The sequence below is a fragment of the Rhizobium sp. AAP116 genome (assembly GCF_001295785.1).
GTDB lineage: Bacteria > Pseudomonadota > Alphaproteobacteria > Rhizobiales > Rhizobiaceae > Allorhizobium.
The window spans coordinates 38,159-63,892 of record NZ_LJIB01000019.1 but is presented as its reverse complement, the minus strand read 5'-3'; the positions used below and the strand labels follow the sequence as shown (position 1 = coordinate 63,892).

28 protein-coding genes are annotated in these 25,734 nt (G+C 62.5%); 11 read left to right on the top strand and 17 right to left on the bottom strand.

Annotated features, from left to right (window positions below; all coding sequences use genetic code 11):
- The first annotated feature begins 71 nt into the window (after positions 1-71).
- Positions 72-2,729 (top strand): TIGR02302 family protein, encoded by a 2,658-nt coding sequence (locus IP85_RS12000; RefSeq protein ID WP_054149912.1) that lies wholly within the window; start codon positions 72-74, stop codon positions 2,727-2,729.
- A gap of 73 nt (positions 2,730-2,802) precedes the next feature.
- Here the strand turns inward: IP85_RS12000 and IP85_RS11995 are convergent, their stop codons facing one another.
- From IP85_RS11995 to IP85_RS11985, 3 genes are all read right to left on the bottom strand, one after another.
- Complete coding sequence (locus IP85_RS11995) at positions 2,803-3,162, bottom strand: response regulator (protein WP_006724553.1); 360 nt, start codon at positions 3,160-3,162, stop codon at positions 2,803-2,805.
- A gap of 150 nt (positions 3,163-3,312) precedes the next feature.
- Positions 3,313-3,855 (bottom strand): hypoxanthine phosphoribosyltransferase, encoded by a 543-nt coding sequence (gene hpt, locus IP85_RS11990; protein ID WP_006724552.1) that lies wholly within the window; start codon positions 3,853-3,855, stop codon positions 3,313-3,315.
- A gap of 82 nt (positions 3,856-3,937) precedes the next feature.
- The gene (locus tag IP85_RS11985; protein WP_054149911.1) at positions 3,938-4,591 is read right to left on the bottom strand and encodes a hypothetical protein; all 654 of its coding nucleotides are present in this window, start codon (positions 4,589-4,591) and stop codon (positions 3,938-3,940) included.
- Positions 4,592-4,791: 200 nt separating this feature from the next.
- Here IP85_RS11985 and ftsE point away from each other — a divergent pair, with 200 nt between their 5' ends.
- From ftsE to IP85_RS11965, 4 genes are all read left to right on the top strand, one after another.
- The gene (gene ftsE, locus IP85_RS11980) at positions 4,792-5,451 is read left to right on the top strand and encodes a cell division ATP-binding protein FtsE (protein ID WP_054149910.1); all 660 of its coding nucleotides are present in this window, start codon (positions 4,792-4,794) and stop codon (positions 5,449-5,451) included.
- Complete coding sequence (locus IP85_RS11975) at positions 5,444-6,466, top strand: ABC transporter permease (protein WP_054149909.1); 1,023 nt, start codon at positions 5,444-5,446, stop codon at positions 6,464-6,466. The genes ftsE and IP85_RS11975 overlap by 8 nt, the downstream gene beginning before the upstream one ends.
- A gap of 85 nt (positions 6,467-6,551) precedes the next feature.
- Positions 6,552-7,268 carry a YdcF family protein gene (locus IP85_RS11970; protein WP_156322863.1) on the top strand — a complete coding sequence of 239 codons (717 nt, stop codon included), beginning with the start codon at positions 6,552-6,554 and terminating at the stop codon, positions 7,266-7,268.
- A gap of 81 nt (positions 7,269-7,349) precedes the next feature.
- On the top strand, positions 7,350-8,135 hold the full coding sequence (locus tag IP85_RS11965; protein WP_054149908.1) for a lysophospholipid acyltransferase family protein: 786 nt from the start codon (positions 7,350-7,352) through the stop codon (positions 8,133-8,135).
- Between the two features lie 31 nt (positions 8,136-8,166).
- Here IP85_RS11965 and IP85_RS11960 read toward each other — a convergent pair whose 3' ends face one another.
- The gene (locus IP85_RS11960) at positions 8,167-8,694 is read right to left on the bottom strand and encodes a gamma-glutamylcyclotransferase (protein WP_082347668.1); all 528 of its coding nucleotides are present in this window, start codon (positions 8,692-8,694) and stop codon (positions 8,167-8,169) included.
- Positions 8,695-8,744: 50 nt separating this feature from the next.
- Between IP85_RS11960 and IP85_RS11955 the strand changes: the two genes are divergently transcribed.
- Entirely contained in the window at positions 8,745-9,755 is a 1,011-nt protein-coding gene (locus IP85_RS11955) for a DUF2125 domain-containing protein (protein WP_054149906.1), read from the top strand.
- Between the two features lie 15 nt (positions 9,756-9,770).
- Here the strand turns inward: IP85_RS11955 and IP85_RS11950 are convergent, their stop codons facing one another.
- The 3 genes from IP85_RS11950 to IP85_RS11940 all read right to left on the bottom strand — a co-directional run bounded on the left by IP85_RS11950 (position 9,771) and on the right by IP85_RS11940 (position 12,684).
- A complete protein-coding gene (locus IP85_RS11950; protein ID WP_245280860.1) occupies positions 9,771-10,712 on the bottom strand; it encodes a prephenate/arogenate dehydrogenase family protein in 942 nt (313 codons plus the stop codon).
- Entirely contained in the window at positions 10,694-11,797 is a 1,104-nt protein-coding gene (locus tag IP85_RS11945) for a histidinol-phosphate transaminase (protein WP_054149961.1), read from the bottom strand. The genes IP85_RS11950 and IP85_RS11945 overlap by 19 nt, the downstream gene beginning before the upstream one ends.
- A gap of 134 nt (positions 11,798-11,931) precedes the next feature.
- Positions 11,932-12,684 (bottom strand): class I SAM-dependent methyltransferase, encoded by a 753-nt coding sequence (locus IP85_RS11940; protein ID WP_054149904.1) that lies wholly within the window; start codon positions 12,682-12,684, stop codon positions 11,932-11,934.
- A gap of 91 nt (positions 12,685-12,775) precedes the next feature.
- On the opposite strand from IP85_RS11940, the gene gloB reads away from it, so the two are divergent.
- The gene (gene gloB, locus IP85_RS11935; RefSeq protein WP_054149903.1) at positions 12,776-13,546 is read left to right on the top strand and encodes a hydroxyacylglutathione hydrolase; all 771 of its coding nucleotides are present in this window, start codon (positions 12,776-12,778) and stop codon (positions 13,544-13,546) included.
- Entirely contained in the window at positions 13,546-13,968 is a 423-nt protein-coding gene (locus IP85_RS11930; protein WP_054149902.1) for a cupin domain-containing protein, read from the top strand. The genes gloB and IP85_RS11930 overlap by 1 nt, the downstream gene beginning before the upstream one ends.
- A 9-nt stretch (positions 13,969-13,977) precedes the next feature.
- On the opposite strand, the gene IP85_RS11925 is transcribed toward IP85_RS11930, so the two are convergent.
- The 3 genes from IP85_RS11925 to IP85_RS11915 are packed head-to-tail and all read right to left on the bottom strand — an operon-like array spanning position 13,978 to position 16,304.
- Positions 13,978-14,619 carry a lysoplasmalogenase gene (locus tag IP85_RS11925; RefSeq protein WP_054149901.1) on the bottom strand — a complete coding sequence of 214 codons (642 nt, stop codon included), beginning with the start codon at positions 14,617-14,619 and terminating at the stop codon, positions 13,978-13,980.
- 11 nt (positions 14,620-14,630) lie between these two features.
- Positions 14,631-15,509 carry an EamA family transporter gene (locus IP85_RS11920; RefSeq protein ID WP_054149900.1) on the bottom strand — a complete coding sequence of 293 codons (879 nt, stop codon included), beginning with the start codon at positions 15,507-15,509 and terminating at the stop codon, positions 14,631-14,633.
- A 33-nt stretch (positions 15,510-15,542) separates the two neighbouring features.
- Positions 15,543-16,304 carry a DUF3108 domain-containing protein gene (locus IP85_RS11915; protein ID WP_054149899.1) on the bottom strand — a complete coding sequence of 254 codons (762 nt, stop codon included), beginning with the start codon at positions 16,302-16,304 and terminating at the stop codon, positions 15,543-15,545.
- 239 nt (positions 16,305-16,543) lie between these two features.
- Between IP85_RS11915 and rpmB the strand changes: the two genes are divergently transcribed.
- Positions 16,544-16,834, top strand: coding sequence for a 50S ribosomal protein L28 (gene rpmB, locus IP85_RS11910; RefSeq protein WP_006724535.1), 291 nt, complete (start codon positions 16,544-16,546; stop codon positions 16,832-16,834).
- A gap of 150 nt (positions 16,835-16,984) precedes the next feature.
- A complete protein-coding gene (locus IP85_RS11905) occupies positions 16,985-17,623 on the top strand; it encodes a VUT family protein (RefSeq protein ID WP_054149898.1) in 639 nt (212 codons plus the stop codon).
- Between the two features lie 72 nt (positions 17,624-17,695).
- On the opposite strand, the gene IP85_RS11900 is transcribed toward IP85_RS11905, so the two are convergent.
- From IP85_RS11900 to IP85_RS11885, 4 genes are read right to left on the bottom strand one after another with little or no spacing between them, the layout of a single operon-like run.
- A complete protein-coding gene (locus tag IP85_RS11900; protein WP_156322861.1) occupies positions 17,696-18,751 on the bottom strand; it encodes an esterase-like activity of phytase family protein in 1,056 nt (351 codons plus the stop codon).
- A complete protein-coding gene (gene cobT / locus IP85_RS11895; RefSeq protein WP_054149897.1) occupies positions 18,720-20,615 on the bottom strand; it encodes a cobaltochelatase subunit CobT in 1,896 nt (631 codons plus the stop codon). The genes IP85_RS11900 and cobT overlap by 32 nt, the downstream gene beginning before the upstream one ends.
- 12 nt (positions 20,616-20,627) lie before the next feature.
- Positions 20,628-21,620, bottom strand: a complete 993-nt coding sequence (cobS, locus tag IP85_RS11890; RefSeq protein WP_054149896.1) for a cobaltochelatase subunit CobS — start codon at positions 21,618-21,620, stop codon at positions 20,628-20,630.
- 59 nt (positions 21,621-21,679) lie between these two features.
- Positions 21,680-22,306 carry a DnaJ domain-containing protein gene (locus IP85_RS11885; RefSeq protein ID WP_054149895.1) on the bottom strand — a complete coding sequence of 209 codons (627 nt, stop codon included), beginning with the start codon at positions 22,304-22,306 and terminating at the stop codon, positions 21,680-21,682.
- Between the two features lie 103 nt (positions 22,307-22,409).
- Here IP85_RS11885 and IP85_RS11880 point away from each other — a divergent pair, with 103 nt between their 5' ends.
- Positions 22,410-22,691: a BolA family transcriptional regulator gene (locus IP85_RS11880; RefSeq protein ID WP_054149894.1), complete on the top strand. Its 282-nt coding sequence runs from the start codon at positions 22,410-22,412 to the stop codon at positions 22,689-22,691.
- A 13-nt stretch (positions 22,692-22,704) separates the two neighbouring features.
- On the opposite strand, the gene IP85_RS11875 is transcribed toward IP85_RS11880, so the two are convergent.
- The 3 genes from IP85_RS11875 to IP85_RS11865 are packed head-to-tail and all read right to left on the bottom strand — an operon-like array spanning position 22,705 to position 25,720.
- Complete coding sequence (locus IP85_RS11875) at positions 22,705-24,009, bottom strand: HlyC/CorC family transporter (protein ID WP_054149893.1); 1,305 nt, start codon at positions 24,007-24,009, stop codon at positions 22,705-22,707.
- Positions 24,006-25,133, bottom strand: a complete 1,128-nt coding sequence (aroB, locus tag IP85_RS11870) for a 3-dehydroquinate synthase (protein WP_054149892.1) — start codon at positions 25,131-25,133, stop codon at positions 24,006-24,008. The genes IP85_RS11875 and aroB overlap by 4 nt, the downstream gene beginning before the upstream one ends.
- On the bottom strand, positions 25,130-25,720 hold the full coding sequence (locus IP85_RS11865; RefSeq protein ID WP_054149891.1) for a shikimate kinase: 591 nt from the start codon (positions 25,718-25,720) through the stop codon (positions 25,130-25,132). Before IP85_RS11865 ends, aroB begins: the two co-directional genes overlap by 4 nt.
- Positions 25,721-25,734 lie beyond the last annotated feature (14 nt).

Here is a 25,734-nt window from a genome sequence, read left to right as displayed (position 1 = left end):
TCGCCACAAAGACTGCTATCTTCGAGGACAATCAGCCGTGACGATGCGCGGCGCTCTCGGAGACCAGACGGATGAGCTCTTCCCGCCCGGCCGGCCACAGGAAAGGCGCCTTCAAGGACGACCCGAAGCTTGCGCGGCGCGTCGGCGTCAAACGTGTGCTCGCACGGTCCGTGCTGTTTGCCGAGCGGCTGTTGCCGCTCTTCCTGCCGGTCGCGGGCATTGCCGCCCTCTTCGTCGCGCTTGCCTGGTTCGGCGTTTATCGTGAGGTCCCGGATCTCGTCCGCCTGGCGATCGTCTTTATCCTCGTCTTTGCCTTTGTCGCCTCCTTCCTGCCCTTCCTGAAGCTACGCTTGCCGAGCATTCCGGAAGCGGACAGGCTGCTTGAAGAGCGCAATGGCCTCGCCCACCAGCCGGTGGCGGTGCAGGACGATCAGCTCTCCGCCGAGACACCCTTTGCCCGCGCCCTCTGGCAGGAACACCAGCGGCGCATGGCCGAGCGGATTGCCGCCCTCGACGCCGGTATGCCGCAGCCCGACATCGCCCGCTACGACCGCTACGCGCTGCGCGCCGTGCCCGCCCTGCTCTTCGTCACGGCGCTCGCCTATTCCGGCTCCAATGGCGCAGGCCAGATTGCCGATGCCTTCCGCCAGCATGTGCCGGAAAGCGAGGCACCAGCGATCCGTATCGACGCCTGGATCACCCCACCCGGCTATACAGGTCAGCCGCCGGTCTTCCTCTCGGGTCTCGGCACCCAGGACGCAGCCGGCGTGACCGTGCCGCAGAAGTCAAAGGTGACCGTGCGCATCAGCGGTGGGCCGTCGGAAGAGAAGGTCCTCTTCGTCCAGCAATCGGATGGCGCCGTTCTCGACGTAGCCGAGAAGGACGATGCAGCCCGCAGGCCCACGGCCGGCTCCGAGATCGACGCAAGCAGTCAGACGGCTGTCCCGACGCCGCCGCCAGCGCCGGCGCCGAACGCCCCTATGGTGGCGCGCACCCATGAGCTGGAACTGAACGAGGCCGGCGAATTGCGGGTTGCCGACAGAACCTGGACGATCGGCGTCACACCGGACAGAGCACCCGAGATTGCCTTTGACGGCACGCCGCGCCGCGCGATCAACGGGGCGCTCGAAATCGCCTTTACCGCCAAGGACGACTACGGCCTGCGCGAGGCCCATGCCGAGATCCTGCCGCTGGAAGAGCAGGCCGATGCGACGCCGCTTTACCCGCATCCGGACTACAAGCTCGACCTGCCACGCCACAATGCCCGTGACACCAAGGGCGTGGCCAGCCGCAACATCACCGAGCATCCGCTTGCCGGCCAGATGGTGAAGATCACTGTGGTGGCGACCGATGGCGCCGGCCAGACCGGCCGTAGCGAGCCGATCGAGATGCTGCTGCCCGGCCGCAATTTCAACGAGCCGCTCGCCGCAGCCGTTGCCGAACAGCGCAAGGTCTTCGCCCTCGACACCCGCCAGATGCCGCAGGCGATCGCGCTGAACGAGGCGCTGGTGCTCCGCGCCGACGAGACGATCCCCGATCTCGGCAATTTCATTGCGATAGAAAGCGCTCGCGCGCGCATGAACATGGCGCGCGGCGAAGAACAGCTGAAGGACACGGCCGACTATCTCTGGGAAATCGCGCTCGGCATCGAGGACGGCGACCTGTCGCTGGCCGAACGCCGTTTGCGCGACGCACAGCAGGCTCTCTCCGATGCCTTGGAAAACGGCGCTTCCGACGAGGAAATCCAGCGGCTGATGGCAGAGCTGCGCTCGGCGATGCAGGAATTTCTCCAGGCCCTGGCGCAGCGCATGCCCAACCAGCAGGGCGAACCGCAGCAGAATGCCCAGAACATGCTGCGTCAGCAAGATCTCGACAACATGCTCGACCAGCTGGAAAACCTCGCCCGCTCCGGCAACCGCGACCAGGCACAGCAACTGCTCTCGGAACTGCAGCGGATGATGAACAACCTGCAGGCCGGACGCCCGCAGCAGGGCCAGCAGCAGCAGAACAGCGAGGCCCGCCGCCAGATCGACAAGCTCGGCGAGATCATGCAGGAGCAGCAGCGGCTGATGGACGAGACTTTCCGTCTGGATCAGGCGCTGCGCGACCGCATGCAGCGCGGCGACCCGCAGCAGGGCGAAGAAGGCGCCGAGGGCCAGCAGCAACAGGGCCAGCAAGGACAACAGGGCGAGCAGGGGCAGCAGGGCCTGGACGGCATGACCGCCGAACAGCTGCGCGAGGCGCTCAGGCAGCTGCGCGAACAGCAGGAACAGCTTGGTCAGCAGCTTGGCGAATTGCAGGAAGGCCTGAGAGGCATGGGCATGGAGCCCGGCCCCGGTTTCGGCGAGGCCCAGCAGGAAATGCAGGGCGCCGGCGAGGCGCTTGGCCAGGGGCAGGGCGGCCCGGCCGTCGAAGGCCAGGGACGCGCCATGGAGGCGCTTCGCCAGGGTGCTCGCGACATGATGAACCAGATGATGCAGGCGCAGCAGGGCGAGGGTGGCCAGGGTCCGCAGATGGGTCAGGGTCAGGGCAACCAGGATGGTCGCGATCCGCTCGGCCGCCCCCGCGCCACCAGCGGCCCGGATTTCGGCGAGCAGGTCAAGGTTCCCGACGAGATCGACGTGCAGCGTGCTCGTGAGATCCTTGAAGCGATCCGCGAAAAGCTCGGTGAGAATTCGAGCCCCGAGATCGAGCGGCGCTACCTGGAGCGATTGCTCGACATCCAGTGAGGCAACGGCTTTACAGAAACGAAAACGCCCGCATCAGCGGGCGTTTGTTTGTTGAGCGATGTAGTCGGCTGCCTCAGCCGGCAAGCGCCGAAGCAACGGCTTTGCGAATATCCGGCAGGGCGAAGGGCTTCGAGACGACATCAACGATCTTTGCCGAGAGGTCGTCTGCGCGCTCCCGCTGCTCGGCATAGCCGGTCATCAGCAGGATTTTCATGGCCGGAAACTCGGAATGGGCGCGATGCGCAAGCTCGATGCCGTCCATGACGGGCATGCGGATATCCGACAGAAGCAGGTCAAAGGCGCCTTCGGAGAGCTTTTCGAGACCTTCCGCGCCATCGGCGGCTTCATGCGTCTCGTGACCGTCGAGGCGGAGCGCCCTGGCCACGAACGAACGCAGGGAGTCTTCGTCTTCGGTGATGAGGATTCTCGCCATGGTTGAAGTTTTCTCCCGCGTCATTTGAGCCTTGCGAGAGGCAAATCACCAGACTTTCCTTGTCGAGTGGTAAACGCCGGACAGGTCGTCCGGCGCGATGGTTAACAGGTCACTGCCATCAGATGGCGAGATGTTCCATTTCGAAACAGCTCACGCGTCGCCTGTGACGACGCCGACGAAGGGCAGTTCGCGGAAGGCATAGGCCACATCCATGCCGTAGCCCACGACGAAATAGTCGGGGCATTCGAAGCCGACATAATCAGCCTCAAACTGTTCTTTTCGCTTCACTTTCTTGTCGAGAAGCACGGCGATGGTGACATTGGCGGCACCCCGCTCGAACATCAGTTCCTTGGCGAAAAGCAGGGTGCGGCCGGACTCGAGAATATCGTCGATCAGAAGGATGTTGCGCCCCTTCACGTCGCTATCGATGTCCTTGATGATCTTCACGCCCTGGGAGACCGTGCCTGTGCCATAGCTGGACAGGGTGATGAACTCGACTTCCGGGGCAAGACCGACGTCATGCAACGCACGAATGAGGTCGGCGGCGAAGATGAATGAGCCCTTCAGTACCGAAATGACCAGAAGGTCGTCGCAGGGACCCTTGATGATATCCTGGGCGAGTTCGAGATTACGCTGCCGGATCTGCTCGGCGGTAAAGAGCGGTTCGATGTTCTTTCCGCGAACTACGGGCATGGGGAACTCCTTGCTTGTCGACCTCAGGTCCTTGGCCGGCGGCATGCCGGAAAGGCAAGGGCCTTAGCACACTGGCAAGGGCTTAGGCACCCGACTCTTCGAAGGAAAGCCGGACTTCCGGCGTTTTTCCACCGGGATGCTGGAGACGGGTGACGATGCCGCGGCTCTCGCCGCCATCCAGGCTCGCGACCGGCGGCTCGATATAGGTGCTGGCGATCACCTGCCCGTCGATGAGAAGATCGGCCCTGAGCTTCGGCAGCGACACTTCCCGGGCGGTGCGGTTCTCGACGATGGCATTGAGCAGAAGAACACGCATTCCATTGCGGTCCTGTGGCGTCAGATTGACATGCGTGAAGTCAAGCGGCTTGGCGGCAATCTCCGGATGCTCGCCACCGCCGAAGACCAATTGTCCGGCAAGCGAGAAGATGGAGACAAAGGCAATCGCCACAAGCAGCGAAAAGGCGACGTCCGACAGCCGTTGCAGGCGCTGTTCGACGGCATCGGTCGCATGACGGAGGATAGCACGCAGGTCAGGGGCAACGGCTGCGGAAGACGCGGACGCATCCGGGCGCGGCGACGTCTTGGGCGGCTCACGGACCGTGACGAACTGCGCATCGACGACTTCGTAACGAGCGGCACGCTGGTGCTGGTGATCGATCCGTCGACGGGCACGATCCGGCGGCAGGAGATCGAGGTCCGCGGCGGCGGCCTGCTTCTGGTAACGGAAAGCACTCATGCGTGCGGACCTTTCGCACAGCCAAAATCGGATACCCCGAAAGTCGGCGGTTGAAACGAATCCTCACCAGTCGTAAATTCAATTGGTTAATGCTTCGGAAAGACGGCTGAGAAAGCCCGGCGCCCCGGGGCATGTTTACCGGCCGTTTACGATCGTCGTTTACGCGCCCCAGACCTCGGACACGTCAGACTGGGCCCCCTTTGATCCATTTCGAAAATGTCGGCCTGCGCTATGGGATGGGACCGGAGATCCTCCGCGACCTGACCTTCGACCTGCCGAAGGGATCCTTCCAGTTCCTGACCGGGCCGTCGGGCGCCGGCAAGACGACGCTTCTGCGCCTGCTCTTCATGTCGCTGCAGCCGACGCGCGGACTGATCAAGAGCTTCGGCCGCGACATCACCAGCATACCCCGCAATGAGCTGCCGATGCTGCGCCGTCGCGTCGGCATCGTCTTTCAGGATTTCCGCCTGCTCGACCACCTGACGACCTATGAGAACGTGGCGCTTCCCTTGCGCGTACGCGGCAAGGCCGAACAGACCTACAAGCAGGATGTCATCGAACTCTTGAAATGGGTGGGCCTCGGCGAGCGCATCAATGTGCTGCCGCCGGTGCTCTCGGGCGGCGAGAAGCAGCGCGTGGCGATCGCCCGCGCTCTGATCGACCGGCCGGAAATCCTGCTCGCCGACGAGCCGACGGGCAATGTAGACCCGCCGATGGCACGCAGGCTCTTGAGCCTTTTCCTGGAACTCAACCGTCTCGGCACCGCGGTGGTGATCGCCACCCACGATCTCGCATTGATGGACCAGGTGGATGCGCGCCGGATGATCCTGACCGACGGGCGGCTCGACATCTATGAATGAGATCCCCCAGAACCCAAATCAGAACGCAAACCAGACCCCTGGTCAGAAGAAGCGCCGCGTCGAGATGACGGTGAGGCCGACAGGCCCGATCCTGCCGCCATCCAACATCCAGGGCAATGCCCTGATGGTGGTGATCGCCATCATGGCCTTTCTCGCCTGCCTGACGCTGGGCGGCGTTTCCATGGTCCGCGCAACGGCCGCCGGCTGGCAGAGCCAGATCTCTCGCGAGATCACCATCCAGATCAAACCCGAAGAAGGCCTCGACATGGGGGCCGCCCTCGTCAAGGCGCGCGATCTGGCGCTCACCTTCGTTGGAACCCGCGACGGCCAGATCATGGACGACGGAGCGACCGCGCGCCTGCTCGAACCCTGGCTCGGCACGGGACTCAACCTCGAAGACCTCCCCGTTCCTCGGCTGATCGTCATTACCATCGACGAGACCAATCCGCCCGACTTCGACGCCATGCGCGCGCTCCTGAATGAAGAAGTGCCTCAGGCCTTCCTCGACGACCACCGCACCTGGGTGGACCGTCTGGTGCAGATGGCCCGCACGACGGTGCTGATCGGCTCGGGCATCCTGATCCTCGTCTTCACGGCCATGGTGCTGACGGTGGTTTTTGCGACGCGCGGCGCTTTGTCAGGCAACCGCCACATCATCGAAGTGCTGCATTTCGTCGGCGCCGAGGGCAGCTTCGTCGCCCAGGAATTTCAGAAACACTTTCTGAAGATCAGCCTAAAGGGCGCCGCCGTCGGGGCGGTGCTGGCAGCAAGCTTTTTTGCGCTTGCCAGTTTCTGGCAAAGCCGCTCGCTGGCAACCCCGGAAAGCGACCAGGCGACGGCACTGTTCGGCACCTTCACGATCGGCTGGGGTGGCTATCTCGGCATCTTCGCGACGATGATCGTGATTGCGCTTCTGACCACCATTACCGCGCGCCTGACGGTCATGCGCACGATCTATGAAATCGATCTCATTCGCTCCGATCCGGCCCGCACGGACGGCCTTCTCGACGATTGACGAAATCTCGCATGTTGACTTGCCTTAAAGCCGCCTGTTCGCTGTGGGAAATCCCGGCTATTCACAGGCTATGAGCATGGATCGGATGACCTCGAATCAACCGCTGCGTGACGGCGGCCGCCCTCCTTCCGGAGACGGCCTCTTTGCGCGCAAAGGCCTGATACGCCGGGCTTTGCGCTACGGCGGGATGCTCATGATCCTCAGCGCGGCGGTGCTGGTGGCCGGTTTTCTGATCTTCGCTGATTCGGTGAGCAACATGCGTCCGCCCGAGACGGTGAAGGCGGATGCGATCGTCGTTCTGACCGGAGGTTACCAGCGCATCGAGCAGGCGATCGATCTTCTGAAGCGCGGCTACGGCGAAAGACTTCTGATCTCGGGGGTCAATCCCTCGACCACCGCAGGGCAGATCCGCAAGGCGACGCGCACCTCGCCTGACATCTTCGAATGCTGCGTCGACATCGGTTACGCCGCGATCGACACGATCGGCAATGCCAACGAGACGGCGATCTGGATCCGCGACAAGGGCTATCGCTCCATCCTGGTCGTCACCAGTAACTACCATCTCTCCCGCAGCCTGATGGAGTTGCGCCGCAGCGATCCGCACACCGAATTCATCGGCTATCCCGTGGTCAATGCCGATCTGAAGACGCGCGCCTGGTACAGCGAGCCGGATGCGATGCGCACCATGCTGGCCGAATACGGAAAGACGGTGATTGCCTATGTCAGGGGCGTGACCGGATGGAGCCGGGATCAGGGCCTGCGCCCGGACGGCGAAATCACCGAATCTGGCCGCACATCCTGACCAGCAAGAAGAAGCTAGCGCTTTTGCTGGCGGGACTTTTGCTCTAATGACGGTTTCGCCCGCCCTCGAGAGCTCCAGATCATGATTGCCCTGCGTTCCATCATCTTCAACATCGCCTTCTACGCGAACATCATCATCCGGATGATCGTGCTGTTTCCGATCTACTTCCTCTTGCCGCGCAAGAAGGCCTTCTTCGTGCCGAAGGACTGGGCGCGCGCCAATCACTGGCTGATGGAGAAGATCGTCGGCACGACGTTTACGGTCGAGGGGCTGGAGAACATTCCGAAGAGCGGCGGCTACATCCTGGCGCCGAAGCACCAGTCCTTCTGGGACACCTATGCGCTGCTGCCCTGGCTGGATGATCCGGTCTACATCCTGAAGCGCGAGCTGATGTGGATCCCGGTCTTCGGCTGGTATGTCGCCAAGCAACGGATGATCCCGGTCAATCGCGGCGCCAAGGGCAAGGTCATGGCGCAGGTCATCGAGCGGACCAAGGTGGAAATGGCCAATGGCCGCCAGCTGATCATCTATCCCGAGGGCACCCGCCGTCCGCCGGGTGCGCCGCCGGAATACAAATATGGCATCGCCCGTCTCTACCGCGACATCAACGTGCCCGTCGTGCCCGTCGCCATGCATCCCGGCCTCTTCTGGCCGCGCCGCAAGTTCCTGCGTTTTCCGGGTCACTTCGTCGTCCGCATCCTGCCGCCGATCGAGCCGGGTCTCGATCCCGATGTCATGCAGGCAACCCTGATGGAACGCCTGGAGGCGGCAAGCGACGAATTGCTGATCAAGACGGCCAAGGACAACCCGCATCTGCCACTGCCTCCCACAGCCGTGAACAGGCTGAAGGAACTCGGAGCACTCTGAACGCATTCAACACGGGAATACGTGTGGGGCTTCAGGCTCCGTTCGCGGTGATGGCGGAAGCCACGCTCTCGAGCCAGTGGTCACGGATGCCGATTTCCCTGAGATGGGCGACGGTGTTGGCGACATAGACCGGATTGGGACCCGAGCGACCGACGGCGCCCTCGACGATCTGCGCCGCCTCCTCGACCTTGACGGCGCCTGCATATTGCGGGTGGGCCCGGTCGATCACGTAGGTGAGTGCCCTGACGGAGCGGCCGTCGGCCAACGTGGTGCGGACGTGGCGCTCAAGATAGACGCTGGTGACGAGTTCGCGTTCGCGCAGATAGTCAACGGTGGATTGCCACGAAGATGGCGCGACACGGAACGCGACGCCCTTGCAGGAACCGCCCCGGTCGAGCCCGAGGACCAGTCCAGGGCGCTCTTCGGTTCCGCGGTGAACATAGGAGCGGACACAGAGGGAACGACGATAGCCGCCGAGCCGGGCAAGCACCCTTTCTTCATAGGGAAAGCCCGGATTCCACATCAGCGATCCGTAGCCAAAGACCCAAAATTCGTCCATATCGCACGCCAATCCAAGACACGTGAAGTGATCGCAACGAGGAGCATCCCATGGCCATGTCGACCGCGCCGGAAAGCACGATCAGCCGAAAGGTTGTCCGGCTCGGCGTTTTGATCGTCCTCGTCATCGCTGTCTATAGTGTCGGCTGGTATTTTGCTGCGGAATTTCTGAAGAAACGCATTCTGACCTTCTTCGGCGGCGGAAATCCGGCAGGCGTGACCGCGACCTGCGAGGATGCGACGCTTGGCGGCTATCCTTTCCGCTTCCGGCTGAATTGCACGCGACTTGCCTTCGACGATCACTTCCAGGGTGTGGCCGCCTCCTTCGGCCCGATGCGCGCCGCAGCCCAGATCTACAATCCCGGCCATATCGTCTGGGAACTGGACGGGCCGGCGGAAATCCGCTCGGCACTCGGCTTCAACACGGCGCTGGACTGGACCAACATGCAGTCGAGCTTCCGCATCGGACTATCAGGCCTGTCGCGCAGTTCGCTGATGATGGAAGGGCTCAGCGCGACGGTCACGTCCACCGTGTCGAACCTGCAGGTGCAGATGACGGCGCCGAGCGCCCAGTCGCATGTCCGCCAGAACGAAGGCAATCTCGACTACGCGACGCTGGTGCGCGATGTCTCGGTCTCGATCGGCGGCACCCAGATCGCGCTTCCACCCGTAGCGGCGAGCCTCGACGCCACCTTTGCCGACAAGGGCGGATTGCTCGATCCGCGTGTGGCACAGGAGCAGAAGCTCTACGGCACCAAGGGCGAAATTCATCGCATGGTAATCGACATGGGTGAAGGCCGCGTCCTGACGCTGAGTGGCCCCTTCGAGGTGGGTGAAGACGGCCTGATCTCCGGGCGGATCAAGTTGCAGGTCGAGCAAATCCGTGCCTGGCGCGATGCTGTGAAGACGGCTTATCCCGAGCAATCAGACATGATCGACAATGTCGCCAACGTGCTGCGGGCACTCGCCTTCGGCCGCGACGACAGCGAAGCCGAGATCACCATCCAGAATGGCGTGGCATCGCTCGGCTTCATCCCGCTTGGACAGATCCCGCCCCTCTGAGGCGGCGGGATTGGCTCACTTGTCGAGCGCGTGACGGCCGAAGTCCGGCACATCGACATCCTGGCCTGCCTGGACGATCGAGCGGCGGATGGTGCGGGTGCGCGAGAAGAGTTCGAACAGCTTGTCGCCCTCACCCCAGCGGATCGCCCGCTGTAGATAGGCGAGATCCTCCGAAAACCGTGCCAGCATTTCGAGGATCGCATCCTTGTTGTGCAGGCAGACATCCCGCCACATGGTCGGATCGGAAGCGGCCAGACGGGTGAAGTCGCGGAAACCCGAAGCGGAATACTTGATGACTTCCGATTCCGTCACGGCCTCCAGATCGTCCGCCGTGCCGACGATGTTGTAGGCGATGATATGCGGCAGATGCGAGACGATGGCCAGCACCTTGTCGTGGTGCTGCGGATCCATCTCGTCACACATCGATCCCAGCGCCTCCCAGAAGCCGCGCAGACGGGCCATCGCCTGCCCGTCCGTACCCTCGAGCGGCGTGAAGATGCACCAGCGGCCCTTGAACAGGCCGGGAAAACCGGCGTCGGGACCGGACTTCTCCGTACCCGCCAGCGGATGACCGGGAATGAAATGCACACCGTCTGGCATATGCGGCGCCATCTGCGCGATGACGGATGCCTTGGTCGAGCCGACATCGGTGACGATGGCGCCCAGCTTCAGGTTGGGCGCGATCTGTTTGGCGACCGCTTCCGAAGCGCCGACGGGAACGGAGACGATGACGAGATCGGCATCCTTGACCGCCTCGGCGGCAGACTCGACATAAGCAGTACCGAGCTCCAGTTCTTCTGCCCGCTTCAGCGTCTCGGCGCTGCGGGTCGAGATGACGACCTCTTTAGCCAGCCCAAGCTTCTTCACGTCGCGGGCGATCGACGAGCCGATGAGGCCGATACCGATCAGGGCGATGCGGTCGAACAGGATTTCAGACATCAGGTGCGTTCCATGAATTCGGTGAGGGCAGTGATGACGCCGGTATTGGCCTCCTCGCTGCCGATCGTCATGCGGAGTGCATTGGGAAAACCATAGGACGAGACGGCGCGCAAGACGAAGCCGCACGAAGTCAGGAAGGCATCGGCATCAGACGCGCGCTTTCCGTCCTGGTCAGGGAAGTGGATCAGGATGAAATTGGTGACCGAGGGCGTGACCTCGAGGCCAAGGGCGGTGAGCGCTTCCGAGACCCGGGCGAGCCAGACCTGGTTATGCTCGACGGCTTTCGCCACATGCGCCTGGTCGTGCATGGCGGCAGCCCCGGCGAGAAGTGCCGGCGTGTTGATGTTGAACGGCCCGCGCACCCGGTTCAACGTGTCGATGATCTCGGCGGGGCCATAGATCCAGCCGATGCGCAGAGCAGCCAGCCCGTAGACCTTGGCGAAGGTCCGGGTCATCACAACGTTGCGGTTGGCAGACACGAGCGCGATACCGGCCTCATAATCGTTTCGGCGGACATATTCCGCATAGGCGGCGTCGAGCACGAGGATGACATGCGCAGGCAAGGCCGCATGCAGTCGCTTGATCTCGGCATAGGGCACATAGGTGCCAGTCGGATTGCCGGGATTGGTGAGGAAGACGATTTTCGTCCGCTCGGTCACGGCGGCAAGGATTGCATCCACGTCGACGCGCCGATCGGCTTCCTTGACCGTCACGGGCGTGCCGCCGGCCGCCAGGATCTGGATCCGATAGAGCAGGAAGCCATGTTCGGTGATGATGGCTTCGTCGCCGGGCCCGACATAGATGTTGGCGAGCAGGGCCAGCAACTCGCCCGAACCATTGCCGCAGAGGATGTTGGCCAGGTTCAACCCATGCACCTCGGCAATCGCATCACGCAGCACACGCGCCTGTCCATCGGGATAGATCTCGAGCGTTTCGGCCGCCATGCGGAAGGCGTCCATGGCCTTCGGGCTTGGACCAACCGGCGTTTCATTGGACGACAGCTTGAAGACGCGGGAAACCCCGCCCGCATGGTCCTTGCCAGGAACATAGGCGGCGATCTCCATGACCCCGGCACGGGGTGTCGGCTTCGTCGAGGCGTTCATGAGGCGCATTCCCGGCCATTGGATGGCAAGAGGCCATCCCTTCACATGGGATTGGGATTACTGCGGAAAACGCGCTTTGTCGAGGCGGGCGAGCGCCGCAGCCTGGCAATGGGACGCCCGACACAACACGCTTTTCAGACCTCGGGAGACCGATTGCGGGTCGTCGGCACGCCCTGCGGTGCGAGCACCGGCGCAAAGACGCGGCGGGAGGCACGCGCGGCAACGGGCAGTCCCTGATAGAGCCGTTTCTGCGCCTCGACGACGATGACGCCGGAAAAGGCCGGCCAGAGTACCTTACCAAGCCGCTCGAAGCCTCGGCGAAGGCGGAGGACTGCACGGATCTTCGACGGCGGGAAGAACAAGGCCTCTGCCGAGGCACCGGGTGTGAAGTTGGTCTCGCGCAGCAGCGCCGTGAGCTGGCCACGCGAATAGGGACGGCCCGAACCGAAGGGCGTGTGCTCCATGCGCGCCCACACACCACGACGGTTGGGCACGACGATGACGAGGCGGCCGCCGGGGGCGAGCACCCGCCAGACTTCCTTCAGCGTCTCCCGCGGGTTCTCGGCGAATTCGAGTGAATGCACCATCAGCACGCGGTCGACGGAACTGTCCGGCAGCGGCAGCTCCTCGTCGAAGACGAGCGTCGTGGCCGAGGGTTCGCCGACAGGCCAGTTCACCGCCCCCTGCCCTGCCGGCATGAAGGCCATGGTACGCTCGGTGTCGGCACGGAAGCGTTCGAGAAAGGGAATACAGTAACCAAGGCCGACAAGCCGTTCCTGTGGCAGGCGCGCCCAGACCGAGGATATTGCCAGCGCGACCGACTGCTCCGCCACTCGGCCGAGCATCGTATAATAAAACTGCCTCAGATCCACGATATCGACATGCATGAACTTATTGTTAGCAGCCCATCCTTGGACTTCAAGCTGCAAGAGGATACATTCGCGCCAACGAGGCGGGACATAAAAAAGCGGGTCAACAATGAAATCACTGCAGATCGAGGTATTCCTCTGCCGAAGTGACAACTTCGGCGTCCTCCTCCATTGCCCGGAAACCGGCGAGACGGCGTCGATCGACGCACCGGAACTCGATCCGATCGTGGCGGCCGCGGAGAAGCGGGGCTGGGCGATCACCCATGTCTTCACGACCCACCACCACGGTGACCATGTCGATGCCAATCTGGCACTGAAGGAAAAATACGGCTGCGAGATCATCGGCCCGCGCAACGAGGCGGCGGCGATTCCCGGCATCGACCGGACGGTAGGCGACGGCGACGAGTTCACCTTCGCCAAGCGGCCAGTGCGGGTAATCGAGACGCCGGGCCACACTGCGGGGCATATTTGCTACTACCTGCCCGAGGATATGCTGCTCTTTGCCGCCGACACGCTCTTCGCCCTCGGCTGCGGGCGCCTCTTCGAACGATCCGCGCTGGACATGTGGCATTCCCTGCAGAAGCTTGCGGCGCTGCCCGATGAGACCATCGTCTATTTCGGCCATGAATACACACTCTCGAATGCCCGCTTCGCACTGACGGTCGATCCGGAGAATGCCCGGCTCAGATCCCGCGTCGAACTGATCGAAATGCAGCGCAAGCGCGGCGATTTCACCATTCCGACGACGATCGGACTGGAGAAGGAAACCAATCCCTTCCTGCGCGCCGGCGACCCGGATATCCGCCGCACGCTCGGCATGGAGGGCGCGACGAATGATGAGGTCTTCGCGGAAATCCGCAAGCGCAAGGACTCCTTCTGATGCAGGCAGCAGATATCATCGAAACCCTCGGCATGCAGCGCCATCCCGAGGGCGGCTGGTATGTGGAAACCTATCGGGACGAACACGGCGGGCCCCGCGGCCATTCGACGGCGATCTACTATCTCCTGCAGGCCGGCGAACGGTCTCACTGGCACAAGGTCAAGGATGCCGCCGAGGCCTGGCACTACTATGCCGGTGCGCCGCTTGCCCTGCACCGTTCGAAGGACGGCGTGACGCAGGAGATGGTCGTTCTGGGGCTCGATCTCGCGGCCGGTCAGCGTCCTCAGGCAATCATTGATGCCGATGAGTGGCAGGCGGCGGAAAGTCTCGGCGAATTCACGCTGGTCGGCTGTACCGTAGCGCCCGGCTTCGACTTTTCCGCCTTCGAAATGGCGCCGCCAGGCTGGGCACCGGGCGCATAAGCCCGCGATTCAGACCTCGGACAGCGTCACCGTCAGGATCACCTGCGCTGCATAATAGGTCGCCCAGACGAAGTAAGCGGCCATGCCATCGATCGGGTGATCGGGGCCCGTCCAATATTTCCGGATCGTCAGCACGATATCCGAGAGAATGAAGAGCGTCGCGCCGACAAAGGCGATCGGATTGGCGAGACCGAGCGTCAACCAGACCAGGACCATGAACAAGAAGACATAGATGCCTATGGGCAGCGCCAATCGTCCGGCAGGCTTCCAGATGCGCATAAGCACGCCGAAGGTCAGGATCGCGACAAGCGCGCCGGCGATCACCCGCCAGGGTTCGGCAAAGGCGATCTCCAGGTCGGTAAGGGTCGCGAGCAAGGCCACATAGGCGATATGAGCCGAGAGAAAGGCGGCGACACCGCCGACAAAGGCTCGGTCTCCTTCAAAGGCGAGTGACCAGTCGCCAAGGGCTCCGAACAAAAGGGCGGCAACCAGCAGCGGATGGGCGCCGACGGCATAGGCATACAGAGCAAGCAGCAGGACAGGCAACGTCTTCCAGACGGCCCGGAACACGGTTTTTTCCCGCGGCAGGATCCAGAGATAGCTGGTACCGAGCGCGACCGAAAGCCAGAGGATGCCGGTCGCAGTGGCCATTCAATCTCCCGTCAGGTCGCGCGCTCCGATTTGCGGAAAACCATATCGCGAGCCGCGAGCACAGCGCCACCTGTGATAAGCAGGCATGAAAGGCCAATTCTGACGCTAATCTCGCCAAAGCCAAAAATAATCAGGATCAGCGTGGACAGAAGCGGCGCGGCATAGCTGGAAACGCCGAGGATCTGGATGTCGCCGTTCTTCACCCCATAGTCCCAGACGTAGAAGGCAAGCCCGACCGGAAGCAGCCCGAGCCCGATCACCGCGGCCCATTGCGCCGTCGTATCCGGCCAGACGGTGGTTTCGAGCGCGAGATGGCAGAGAAGTGAAAGAGCCGATGTCGCAAGGCAGAAGCCAGTGACGACATCGGTCGACACCGTCTCGAACTTGCGGCTGACAAGCGAATAGGCGGCCCAGGTGAAGGCACAGAGCAAGGCGGTGAAATAGCCGAGGCTATAGGCCGGGTCGAAAGCGAAACCGTTCTTGCCGACAATGAGCGCAGTGCCGGCGAGACCGCACAGCGCACCGACGATATGGTGCCAACCGAGCCGTTCGCCTGGCAGGAGCGCCGAGCCGACGACAATCAGGAGCGGCCAGAGATAGGCGATCAGACCGGCCTCGACGGCCGGCGCATTCCGGAGTGCGGTGAAATAGAGAAAATGATAGCCGAAGAGGCCACCGACGCCGGCGAGCCAGACCTTCGGCGGCTGGCGCAGCTCCTTCAACCGCTCCGGCCGGGCGATGAACATGAAGATGCCGGGAAGACTGCCGATCGCAAAGGTGATGGCCGAAAGCTGGAAGGGCGGCATGGTGCCGGAAGCCGCTGTCATCAGCGCGAGGAAGGACCACATCAGGATCGCGGTGAACCCGATCAGCGTTGCCTTGGTCTTCATGAAATCCCCTGATGCGGGGCTCGCCCGCTGAAACTAGCCGTCGAACTTTTCTGCTGTCACATGCACGGTTCCGTAGCGGGTCGGGATTCTCGCATAGACAGGTGCATATAGCTGCAGCGTCGCAGTCTTGGCAAACCAGATCTCCATGCCGGTCACCGACTTCAGATACTCGATGTCCTTGCGGCCCTGGCGATATCCGGACTTCGGCACGTAGCGAACCGAACAGACGATGGCCTCGCCCTTGGCACGGCCGGCGGAGAAGGTCTCGGAGCGGTTCGGGGAGAGAACGAGATCCATCCGGCTTTCGCCGTCATAGACGGGCAGTATCTGGCCGCAGACATCGGCATTGCCGGGAATGAGGAGAGCACCGATTGGATCAAGCACCGACTTCAGGTCACCCGGCTGGACGGGCACCCAGGTGTCCGGCTTCGGCCGCTCCGGCGTGACCCTGGTTTCCACCACATTGCCACCGGCAAAAAGCACCTCGTAGGTATGTTTCCGCTTGCCGCTCTTGTAGTCGAGCACATAGCGCTCCGGGTTCATGCTCCCGCCGGACATGCGCCCGGACACGCTGCTGTCGGCAGACACCTCGCGCACGATGTCCACGAGGCTCGACGAATGGAACTGGCCGGAAATGGTATAACGGTCGTTTTTGACGGCCGTCTGAAAGGTCATGCGCGCAATCGGCAAGACACCGAGAGAAACCTTGTAGGATGTGTCGTAGCGATAATCGGCAGCCCCGGCACCACCGGCGGCAAGGACGAGGAAGGCGGTAAGGAAGCCGGTCGGACGCAAATGCCATCTCCATCATGGGAATGCCGGCGGGCCGGCGTCTAGAACATGCAGTCTCGCCGTGGACTGTGGCAAGAAAATATCCTACACCCGGTCTGCCGCCCGGAAAATCCAAGGTTTGGCTTGACGCGCCGGTTCTCACTGACTATAGAACCGCAACTTTCCAATCAGACGCTGTTGGATTGCCTCGCCGGCATTTGGCCGGAAGCGATGCGATGGCCTAGAAAAACAATAGGTGTACCATGTCCCGCAGTTGCGAATTGACCGGCAAGGGCGTCCAGTCGGGCAACAACGTGAGCCACGCGAACAACAAGACCAAGCGCCGGTTCCTTCCGAACCTGTGCGACGTCACGCTGATCTCGGACGCTCTGAACCAGCGCTTCCGCCTGCGCGTTTCGGCTGCTGCCCTGCGCACGGTCGAGCATCGCGGTGGTCTCGATGCTTTCCTGATCAAGGCTTCCGAAACCGAACTGAGCATGCGCGCTCGTCTGCTGCGTCGCCAGATCGTCAAGAAGACCGCCGAAGCCGCTTGATAGCGTCATCCGGCCAGACTTTCGAAAGGCTTGACCGGCACGCCGGGCAAGCCTTTTCGTTTGGGGTATCCTGAGAGGCGAGAGCCTCGCATACCGCCCTACCCTTACATTTTTGTCCCTCCAACTGGTGGCATCACCCAGGATAAAAAAATGCTGAACAAGCGCTATTTCTTTGCCTACAGTCTGCTGATGACGACAATCGTCGTCGCCTCTAACTTCCTCGTCCAGCACCCGGTCAACGGCGTTCTGGCCGGCATTAATCTCGCCGACCTCCTGACCTTTGGCGCCTTCACCTATCCGATCGCCTTCCTCGTCACCGACCTGACCAACCGTCAGTTCGGCCCCCAGGTTGCGCGCCGCGTCGTTCTCGTCGGCTTCATCGCAGGTGTTCTCCTGTCGATCCTGCTGGCCACGCCGCGCATTGCGATCGCATCGGGCTCGGCCTTCCTCGTCGGCCAGCTGCTCGACATCTCGGTTTTCAACAGGCTGCGCCAGCAGACCTGGTGGAAGGCACCGCTGATGGGCTCGCTGATCGGCTCCGTGCTGGACACGATCATCTTCTTCTCGCTGTCCTTCGCGCCCGTCTTCGGCTTCATCGGCCCGAACGACGACTTCGCGATTGCCGCAGCCCCGATCCTCGGCGTGATGTCGACAGAAGCGCCACGCTGGATCTCCTGGGCGATCGCCGACTTCGGCGTGAAGATGCTGATCGGTTTCATCATGCTCCTGCCCTACGGCGCGCTGATGAGTGTCGTTCGCCCCATGCCGACAGCCTCGCGCACGGCCTGACGGCAGCGAAACCAAACGATCAAAGACAGCCTCGGGAAACCGGGGCTGTTTCGTTCTCTAGAGGTGAAGACGTCAGGACTGAGGCGCGGAGAGCCGGAATTCCAGCATCAAGTTCCGCTGCAGGATCGAATGGTTGTCGTCGGAGACGACGATCAGCCGAACGGAGCCGTCGGGCTCGGGGATGGCGTCGATGCCTTCCATATTGTCGATCTGGGATCGGTAATTGGCCTCGAACAGGATCTCGCCATCGAGAACAGCATCCGGTCGAATGCTGCCCCCGTCGACGCGGCGCAAACGCATTCCCACACCTCTGGCGATGGTGAAGCGGCGCTCGAGCAGCAGCAGATCCCCATCCGGCAGGAAAGTCGCATCGGTGATGTCGAAACCGTCACGCGGACGCACTCGAAATTCGCCGGCAAGCGGACCACCGAGGATCGCCGCATAGATATTGCCGTTGTCGTCGAAGCTCTTTTCGGAAATCGCCACCAGCGCCCCGCCGAGCGGTCCGTCCTTTTCGGCGATCACCAGCGCCTCCAAACCGCCATTGCTGCGCAGGACGTCGAGATCGAAGGGGAAGGCGAGCGGTTCAGACGGCACTGCCTTGCCGAGGTCGGACAGAGGAGCGTAGGACACGACGCGGTGACGCTGTTCGAAACCCACGAAGGCACTGTTGCCATCGACGGCAAGGCTTTCGGCATCGACAAAGAACTTGCTCGGGCTCTCTTGCCCCGACGCGTCCAGCAACGGCGCAAGTTTGACGGCGTCGACACCAGCGAGTCGGCCCTCGGCATCGCGCCTGATCTCTCCCTCGATCCAGTAGCCCGTGTCGAACACGCCAAGGAAGCGGCTGTCGTCCAGGAACCGGATCGACGAGAAGGCGCCAAACAGCGGCTCGGATGAGGACAGCTCGACACCGCCGAGGAATGTCAGTCCGGGCGCGATGGTCGGATTGCCGCCGAGTTCAGTGAACATGTCGCTGTCGACCGGGATGGACAAGGTCTGACCGGGCGGGATGACCGAAGGCGTACAGGCGGAGAGCGCAAGCAGGCCTGCCAGCGCAGAGCTCAGGCCAAGACGCCGCCGATAGGTCGATCGCTCAGGCACGCAGGCGCGCCCGGCCGGTGCCACCGGAGGGCTTTTCCTCGAAGAGCGAGGCGAGCTGTTCGGTCATGGCGCCGGCCAGTTCGTCAGCGTCCACGATGGTGACAGCGCGGCGATAGTAGCGCGTGACATCGTGGCCGATGCCGATCGCCAGAAGCTCAACCGGAGACCGCGTCTCGATCTGCTCGATGACGGCGCGCAAATGGCGCTCGAGATAGTTGCCCGGGTTCACCGACAGCGTCGAATCGTCGACCGGAGCACCATCCGAGATCATCATCAGGATCTTGCGCTGCTCGCGCCGCCCGATCAGGCGGTTATGCGCCCACATCAGCGCTTCGCCGTCGATGTTTTCCTTGAGCAGGCCCTCGCGCATCATCAGGCCGAGATTGCGGCGCGACCGGCGCCAGGGGGCGTCGGCAGACTTGTAGATGATGTGGCGCAAATCGTTGAGGCGGCCGGGCGCTGGCGGCTTGCCGCTCGCAAGCCACTTCTCTCGGCCCTGTCCGCCCTTCCAGGCCTTGGTGGTGAAGCCGAGGATCTCGACCTTGACGCCGCAGCGCTCGAGCGTGCGGGCAAGGATGTCGGCACAGGAGGCGGCAACCGTGATCGGACGGCCGCGCATCGAGCCGGAATTGTCGATGACCAGCGTCACGACGGTATCGCGGAACTTGGTGTCCTTCTCCTTCTTGAAGGAGAGCGGCTGCATGGGGTCGATGATCAGGCGGGTGAGACGCGCCGGATCAAGATAACCTTCTTCCAGATCGAAGTCCCAGGAGCGGTTCTGCTGCGCCATCAGGCGGCGCTGCAGGCGGTTTGCGAGCCGGCCCACGGCACCCTGCAGGTGCGCGAGCTGCTTGTCGAGGAAAGCGCGCAGGCGCTCGAGCTCGGCCTCATCGCAAAGCTCTTCAGCCGTGATCTCCTCGTCGAATTCCTGGGTGAAGATCTTGTAGTCGACCTTCTCGTTGAAATCGTCGAACGGGGTCGCCGGACGGCGCATTTCGCCGGGCGTCTCGCTGTCGTCGTCGCCTTCGTCCGACATCTCCTCTTCGGAGATTTCGGCACCGTCCATCTCGCCGTCGTCGAGCTGTTCCTGCGAGGCTTCGCTTTCTTCCGCAGGCGCGGAATCCTGACCGGCTTCGTCTTCGGACGTTTCCTGGTCCTGCTCGCCGCTGCGCGGCTGCTCCTCGTCGGTGGACTGCTCGTCCTCGCTCTGCTCCTGGTCGTCGCCCATGTCCTCAGCCATGTCCATGGCCGACAGCATGTGGCGGATCACGCGGGAAAAGGCCTGCTGGTCTTCGATGACGGACGAGAGATTGTCGAGGTCGGCACCGGCCTTGTCCTCGATGAAGGGACGCCAGAGGTCGAGCACCTTGCCGGCCGTTTCCGGCGCCTTCTGGCCGGTGAGCTTTTCGCGCACCAGCATGGCGACGGCCTCGCCGATCGGCGCATCTTCCTGCCGGCTGATCGTCGAGAAATTGGCTTTCGCATATTTCTCGGTATTCATCGACTGGATGTTCGAAGCCACACCCGGCATGCGCAGCGACCCGAGCGATTCCACACGAGCCTGTTCTACGGCATCGAAGATCGCGCGGGCATCTGTACCCTGCGGTGCAAGTGCCGCATGGACCTTCTGGTCGTGGCAGGCGAGCCTGAGCGCCATGGAATCGCCGAGACCGCGGGTCACGGCGAGCTCATGGGCGGTCGGACGCTTGGAGAGTTCCGGCAGGCGGATCCGCTCGCCGGCAAGACCAGGACGCTCGTTGGCGAAGGCGACCTCGACCTGCGGATCACCCGCAATCGAACGGACGCAGCCCGTGATGGCCCGGCGCATCGGTTCCGTGTCTACTCCACCGCCGGCTCTCGCCTTCGAATTGTCGCCGCGCCCTGCCATGCTTCTCAGTCCTTATGCGCCGAGTACGATATTGGCCGCACTTTCCTTGAGTTCCACGCCGAAGGCGCGCTGATACTGCTCGGCCACCAGCGTGCGCTCAAGTTCGTCACACTTGTTGAGGAAGGTGACCCGGAAGGCGAAGGCGACATCGCCGAAAATCTCGGCGTTCTCGGCCCAGGTGATGACGGTACGCGGGCTCATGACGGTCGAAAGATCGCCGTTGACGAAGGCAGCACGCGTCAGGTCTGCAAGGCGGACCATGCGCGAAACGGTGTCGCGACCTTCGGCGGTCGAGCCGAAGCTCTTCACCTTGGCGCACACGATATCGACTTCCTTGTCATGCGGCAGATAGTTCAGCGTCGTCACGATCGACCAGCGGTCCATCTGCGCCTGGTTGATCTGCTGCGTGCCGTGATAGAGGCCCGTCGTGTCGCCGAGGCCAACCGTGTTGGCGGTCGCGAAGATGCGGAAGGCGGGATGCGGGCGGATGACGCGGCTCTGGTCGAGCAGCGTCAGGCGGCCGGCCGATTCCAGCACGCGCTGGATGACGAACATGACATCCGGGCGGCCTGCGTCGTATTCGTCGAAGACGAGCGCGACATTGTGCTGATAGGCCCAGGGCAGGATGCCGTCCTTGAATTCGGTGATCTGCTTGCCGTCCTTGAGGACGATGGCGTCCTTGCCGACGAGATCGATACGGCTGACATGGCTGTCGAGGTTGACGCGCACGCAAGGCCAGTTGAGGCGGGCCGCAACCTGTTCGATATGCGTCGACTTGCCCGTGCCGTGGAAGCCGGAGACCATGACGCGGCGATTGTGGGCAAAGCCGGCGAGGATGGCGAGCGTGGTTTCACGGTCGAAAAGATAGTCCGGATCGAGGTCCGGCACATAGGCGTCACCCTTGGAATAGGCCGGCACCCGGATGTCACTGTCGATACCAAACACTTCGCGCACCGACACGGTGGTGTCGGGGAGATTGGTAATATCAAGATCAATTTTGCTCATCGTTTCTCCATGCCGGGCGCCACCGACCGGCCGCATCTCATCGCTGCTGTGTGTTCGGATTAACAGAAACCGGCCTGCTTTAACAATTTGTAGGCTTCAATAACAGCGCGAAAACGCTCTTCCGAAGCCCTGTCTCCGCCATTTGCGTCGGGATGGTGTTTTTTTACAAGCTCCTTGTAGCGGGTCTTGATGTCGGTCGGCGTGGAGCTGACGGTAAGTCCAAGCGTATCAAGCGCTTTTGCCTCAAGGGCCTTGAGTTTTCGATCCGCCGCCTGATAGCGCGACGCACCGCCGCGGCCTTGCTGTACGAAGCCGAACGGGTCCTTCATGCGCGCCTGTGACGCAGCCGAACCGGAACGCATGGTGGAGTGAAGCGGGCTCGCCTTCGCCGCCTTGTTGACTCCCACGGTCCAGGTCGGGCGATGACCGGTGATTGCCTCCTTCTGGTAACGCGCGATCTCGGTGTCCGAGAGGCCGGAGAAGTAGTTATAGCCCTTGTTGTAGTCCTTCACGTGCTCGAAGCAGAACAGGAAGAACTGGCCCTCGGCATGCCGACCCACAGGCGCGCGATGGGCCCCCGGCTTTTCACAGCCGTCCCATTGGCACACAGGATTGGATGGTTCGGGCTCCGCTGCCCGCTTTCGCCGGGTACGTATCCCGTCGAAATATTTCGAGTCGAGTTTCATGCGCTAATTATGGGGCTCAGGAAGGGGTCGGACAAGAATTGACAAACCGGTTTGTTGCGCGCTTTGTGGGGCGTTTTGCGAAGCAGCAGAAAGAGGTAAGACCATGTCGGTAAAGAGCCGGATCGAGACCCGTCTGACGGAGGCTTTCAGCCCCGAACGGCTCGTCGTGATCGACGAGAGCCAGCACCATGCCGGCCACCAGCCCGACATCACCGGCACGGGTGAAACACATATGCGTGTTCGCATCGTCGCATCCGCCTTTGAGGGCATGACGCGGCTTGCGCGCCACCGGGCCGTGACCGATCTGCTGAAACCCGAACTGGACGCCGGCCTGCATGCGCTGGCCATCGAGCCCGCCGCCCCCGGCGAGCCCACGCGCTGGTAGTTTTCGTCTAAAATCAGACCTCCGGCTCGGCCGCATCGATCGGCCGGATGCGCAGACGCGTGATGCGGTTCTTCTCCCGCTTCAATACGATGAAGCGCTTGCCGTAGAAGGTAAAGGCCTGGCGCTCCTCGGGGATCGACTTCGACTCGTGGATGACGAGACCGGCAATCGTCGTTGCCTCCTCATCCGGCAGCAGCCAGTCCATGGCACGGTTGAGGTCGCGGATCGGCACGCCGCCATCGACGACGATCGACCCGTCGCTGTCCTGACGCACACCCTGGATCTCCAGATCATGTTCGTCGGAGATATCGCCGACGATCTCCTCCAGGATATCTTCCAGCGTCACCACACCCTGCACTTCACCATATTCGTCGACGACCACGGCAAAATGGGTCTTGCGTCGCAGGAAGGCGTTGAGCTGGTCCTTGAGGTTGGTGGTGTCAGGCACGAACCACGGCTTCTGGGCAATCTTGACGATGTCGATGTCCTGCGGCTCGACATTCGGCTCGGCGAGCGCGCGGATCAGATCCTTGGCATGGATCACGCCGATGATGTTGTCGGTCGCGCCACGCCAGACCGGCATGCGGGTGTAAGGACTTTCGAGAATGTTGCGGATCGCGGTCTCCGGCGCCTCGTCGGCATTGACCGCCCGCATGGCCGTGCGATGGATCATGATATCTGACACTTCGAGTTCGCCCAGATCGAGGACACCCCCGAGGCGGTCGCGGTCGGCCTTGATCACCGATCCCTCGCGATGCAGGAGGGCGACTGCGCCGCGCAGTTCCTCATGCGCAGAAAGCATCGACGCTTCGCCGGAGATCGAAACACCGAACATGCCAAGCAGCTTGCGCACGATCCAGTTGACAAGGCTGGAAAGCGGCCCAACCACGGCGACGAACGGGCGAACGAGCGGGGCAACAAACAGCGCGAAACGTTCCGGCGCAGAAATCGCCCAGCTCTTCGGCAGGACTTCCGAGAAGATGACGAGCAGAACGGTCATCAAGAGCGTGGCGATCGCCACGCCGGAATCGCCGAAAAGGCCGAGAAACAGGCTGGTCGTCAGTGACGAGGCGAGAATGTTGACCAGGTTGTTGCCGATCAGCAGAGCGCCGATCAGCCGGTCGCGCCGTTCGATCAGGATGTTGACCACCCCGGCGCGGTCGTCGCCATTGACCTCCAATGTGTGCATGCGCGCACGCGACGTTGCGGTCAGCGCTGTCTCGGAGCCGGAGAAGAAACCAGAACAGCAGATCAACAACAGTATGGCGACCAGCGTCAGCCAATACTCGGCGAGGCCGGCAAGGATTTGCTCGATCATGATGGGCGCATCTCCTCAATGAAACGCTGAACTTCGGATGCCGGCACATCGTCTGCGACGAAGGATTGGCCGAGACCACGGGTGAGGATGAAGGTGAGCTGACCGCTCTTGACCTTCTTGTCCTGGGCGATGGCATCCATCAGGACACCGGTCGGCGGCAATTCGCCGGGGATCTGATCCATGCGCGTCGGCAGGCCGACGGCCTTCAGATGGGCCTCGACGCGATCCGCGAGATCTGGACTGACCAGGTTCATGCGCGCAGAGAAGCGATGCGCAAGCACCATGCCGATCGAGACCCCCTCGCCATGCACGAGCCGGCTGCTGTCATACTGTGTTGCGGCTTCGAGTGCATGCCCGAAGGTGTGGCCGAGGTTGAGCAGAGCACGACGGCCGTTCTCCCGCTCGTCGGCGGCGACCACGTCGGCCTTGGCCTGACAGGAGACGGCGATCGCTTCGATACGGGCCGCACCGCCCGCAAACACCTCGCGCCAGTTCGTCTCCAGCCATTCAAAAAAGTCTGGCTTGTCGATCAGGCCGTATTTTGCCACTTCCGCATAGCCGGCGCGGAATTCTCGCTCCGACAGCGTGTCGAGCACGTCGGTATCGGCGAGCACCAGATCCGGCTGATTGAAGATGCCGACGAGGTTCTTGCCCTGCCGCGCATTGATGCCGGTCTTGCCGCCGACCGAACTGTCGACCTGCGAGAGCAGCGAGGTCGGGATCTGCACGAAGCGAACACCACGCCGGACGATGCCGGCGGCAAAACCGGTGAGATCGCCGATAACGCCGCCGCCGAGCGCAATCACCGTGTCGTTGCGCTCGATGCGCGCTTCAAGCAGCACGTCGCAGACCTTGGTGAGATAGTCGAAGCTCTTGGTCTTCTCGCCGGCGGGAAGCGTGACCGAGACTGCCTCGATGCCATCGGTCTGGAGGCTGTCCATCAGGCCGTCGAGATAGCGCGCACCGACATTCTCGTCGGTGACGATGGCCGCACGGCGACCCTTGATGCGGGTCGAGATTTCGCCGCCGGCACGCGCCATCAGGCCAGGCCCGATGAGGATGTCATAGGAGCGCTCGCCCAGCGGCACATGCACCAGGCGTTCCGATGTCTCGAGCTTCGTCATTGCGTCTTGTCCTTGCCGATATGTTCGATCACAGAGGTCAAGACCTCGTTGGCGATCACTTCCTTACGCACGTCACGCGACTGGACAGCGATATCCGCCAGTGCATAGATCGGATATCGCTTGTCCATCAGATCCTTCAGCGTCTGCTTCGGGTTCTCGGTCTTCAGCAGGGGCCGGTGATCGCGCTTGTTCACCCGCTCCCAGAGAACGTCGAGATCGGCATTGAGCCACACCGAAAGCCCGCCACGCTCGATCTGCTTGCGGGTCCTCTCGTTGATGAAGGCGCCGCCGCCGGTCGACACGACCCGCGGCCCCGTCCGCAACAGGCGCTTGATGACACGGGTTTCGAGCGCGCGGAACTCCTCTTCGCCATAGGCGGCAAAGAGTTCGGCGATGGTCATCCGCGACACCCGCTCGATCTCCGTATCGGTATCGACGAAGGGCAGACCGAGTTGCTGCGCGACAATCCGACCGATCGCCGACTTGCCGGCCCCCATCAGACCAACGAGAACAAGATTGCGTTTGCCGAGCGCCGTCTTGGCACGCACACCCAGACTGGGAGCAAGGTTGAGGATCGTATCGGTCATCGGCCTGTTCACGA

Excerpts from the sequence above, each read along its gene's own strand:
- IP85_RS11970 (WP_156322863.1), top strand. The coding sequence starts at position 6,552 with ATGACCTCGAATCAACCGCTGCGTGACGGCGGCCGCCCTCCTTCCGGA.
- IP85_RS11930 (WP_054149902.1), top strand. The coding sequence starts at position 13,546 with ATGCAGGCAGCAGATATCATCGAAACCCTCGGCATGCAGCGCCATCCC.
- IP85_RS11985 (WP_054149911.1), bottom strand. The coding sequence starts at position 4,591 with ATGAGTGCTTTCCGTTACCAGAAGCAGGCCGCCGCCGCGGACCTCGAT.
- IP85_RS12000 (WP_054149912.1), top strand. The coding sequence starts at position 72 with ATGAGCTCTTCCCGCCCGGCCGGCCACAGGAAAGGCGCCTTCAAGGAC.
- IP85_RS11925 (WP_054149901.1), bottom strand. The coding sequence starts at position 14,619 with ATGGCCACTGCGACCGGCATCCTCTGGCTTTCGGTCGCGCTCGGTACC.
- cobT (WP_054149897.1), bottom strand. The coding sequence starts at position 20,615 with ATGGCAGGGCGCGGCGACAATTCGAAGGCGAGAGCCGGCGGTGGAGTA.
- gloB (WP_054149903.1), top strand. The coding sequence starts at position 12,776 with ATGAAATCACTGCAGATCGAGGTATTCCTCTGCCGAAGTGACAACTTC.
- IP85_RS11995 (WP_006724553.1), bottom strand. The coding sequence starts at position 3,162 with ATGGCGAGAATCCTCATCACCGAAGACGAAGACTCCCTGCGTTCGTTC.
- IP85_RS11945 (WP_054149961.1), bottom strand. The coding sequence starts at position 11,797 with ATGAACGCCTCGACGAAGCCGACACCCCGTGCCGGGGTCATGGAGATC.
- IP85_RS11875 (WP_054149893.1), bottom strand. The coding sequence starts at position 24,009 with ATGATCGAGCAAATCCTTGCCGGCCTCGCCGAGTATTGGCTGACGCTG.
- rpmB (WP_006724535.1), top strand. The coding sequence starts at position 16,544 with ATGTCCCGCAGTTGCGAATTGACCGGCAAGGGCGTCCAGTCGGGCAAC.
- IP85_RS11960 (WP_082347668.1), bottom strand. The coding sequence starts at position 8,694 with ATGGACGAATTTTGGGTCTTTGGCTACGGATCGCTGATGTGGAATCCG.
- hpt (WP_006724552.1), bottom strand. The coding sequence starts at position 3,855 with ATGCCCGTAGTTCGCGGAAAGAACATCGAACCGCTCTTTACCGCCGAG.
- IP85_RS11880 (WP_054149894.1), top strand. The coding sequence starts at position 22,410 with ATGTCGGTAAAGAGCCGGATCGAGACCCGTCTGACGGAGGCTTTCAGC.
- IP85_RS11975 (WP_054149909.1), top strand. The coding sequence starts at position 5,444 with ATGAATGAGATCCCCCAGAACCCAAATCAGAACGCAAACCAGACCCCT.
- IP85_RS11865 (WP_054149891.1), bottom strand. The coding sequence starts at position 25,720 with ATGACCGATACGATCCTCAACCTTGCTCCCAGTCTGGGTGTGCGTGCC.
- IP85_RS11920 (WP_054149900.1), bottom strand. The coding sequence starts at position 15,509 with ATGAAGACCAAGGCAACGCTGATCGGGTTCACCGCGATCCTGATGTGG.
- IP85_RS11885 (WP_054149895.1), bottom strand. The coding sequence starts at position 22,306 with ATGAAACTCGACTCGAAATATTTCGACGGGATACGTACCCGGCGAAAG.
- aroB (WP_054149892.1), bottom strand. The coding sequence starts at position 25,133 with ATGACGAAGCTCGAGACATCGGAACGCCTGGTGCATGTGCCGCTGGGC.
- IP85_RS11940 (WP_054149904.1), bottom strand. The coding sequence starts at position 12,684 with ATGCATGTCGATATCGTGGATCTGAGGCAGTTTTATTATACGATGCTC.
- IP85_RS11905 (WP_054149898.1), top strand. The coding sequence starts at position 16,985 with ATGCTGAACAAGCGCTATTTCTTTGCCTACAGTCTGCTGATGACGACA.
- cobS (WP_054149896.1), bottom strand. The coding sequence starts at position 21,620 with ATGAGCAAAATTGATCTTGATATTACCAATCTCCCCGACACCACCGTG.
- IP85_RS11955 (WP_054149906.1), top strand. The coding sequence starts at position 8,745 with ATGGCCATGTCGACCGCGCCGGAAAGCACGATCAGCCGAAAGGTTGTC.
- IP85_RS11965 (WP_054149908.1), top strand. The coding sequence starts at position 7,350 with ATGATTGCCCTGCGTTCCATCATCTTCAACATCGCCTTCTACGCGAAC.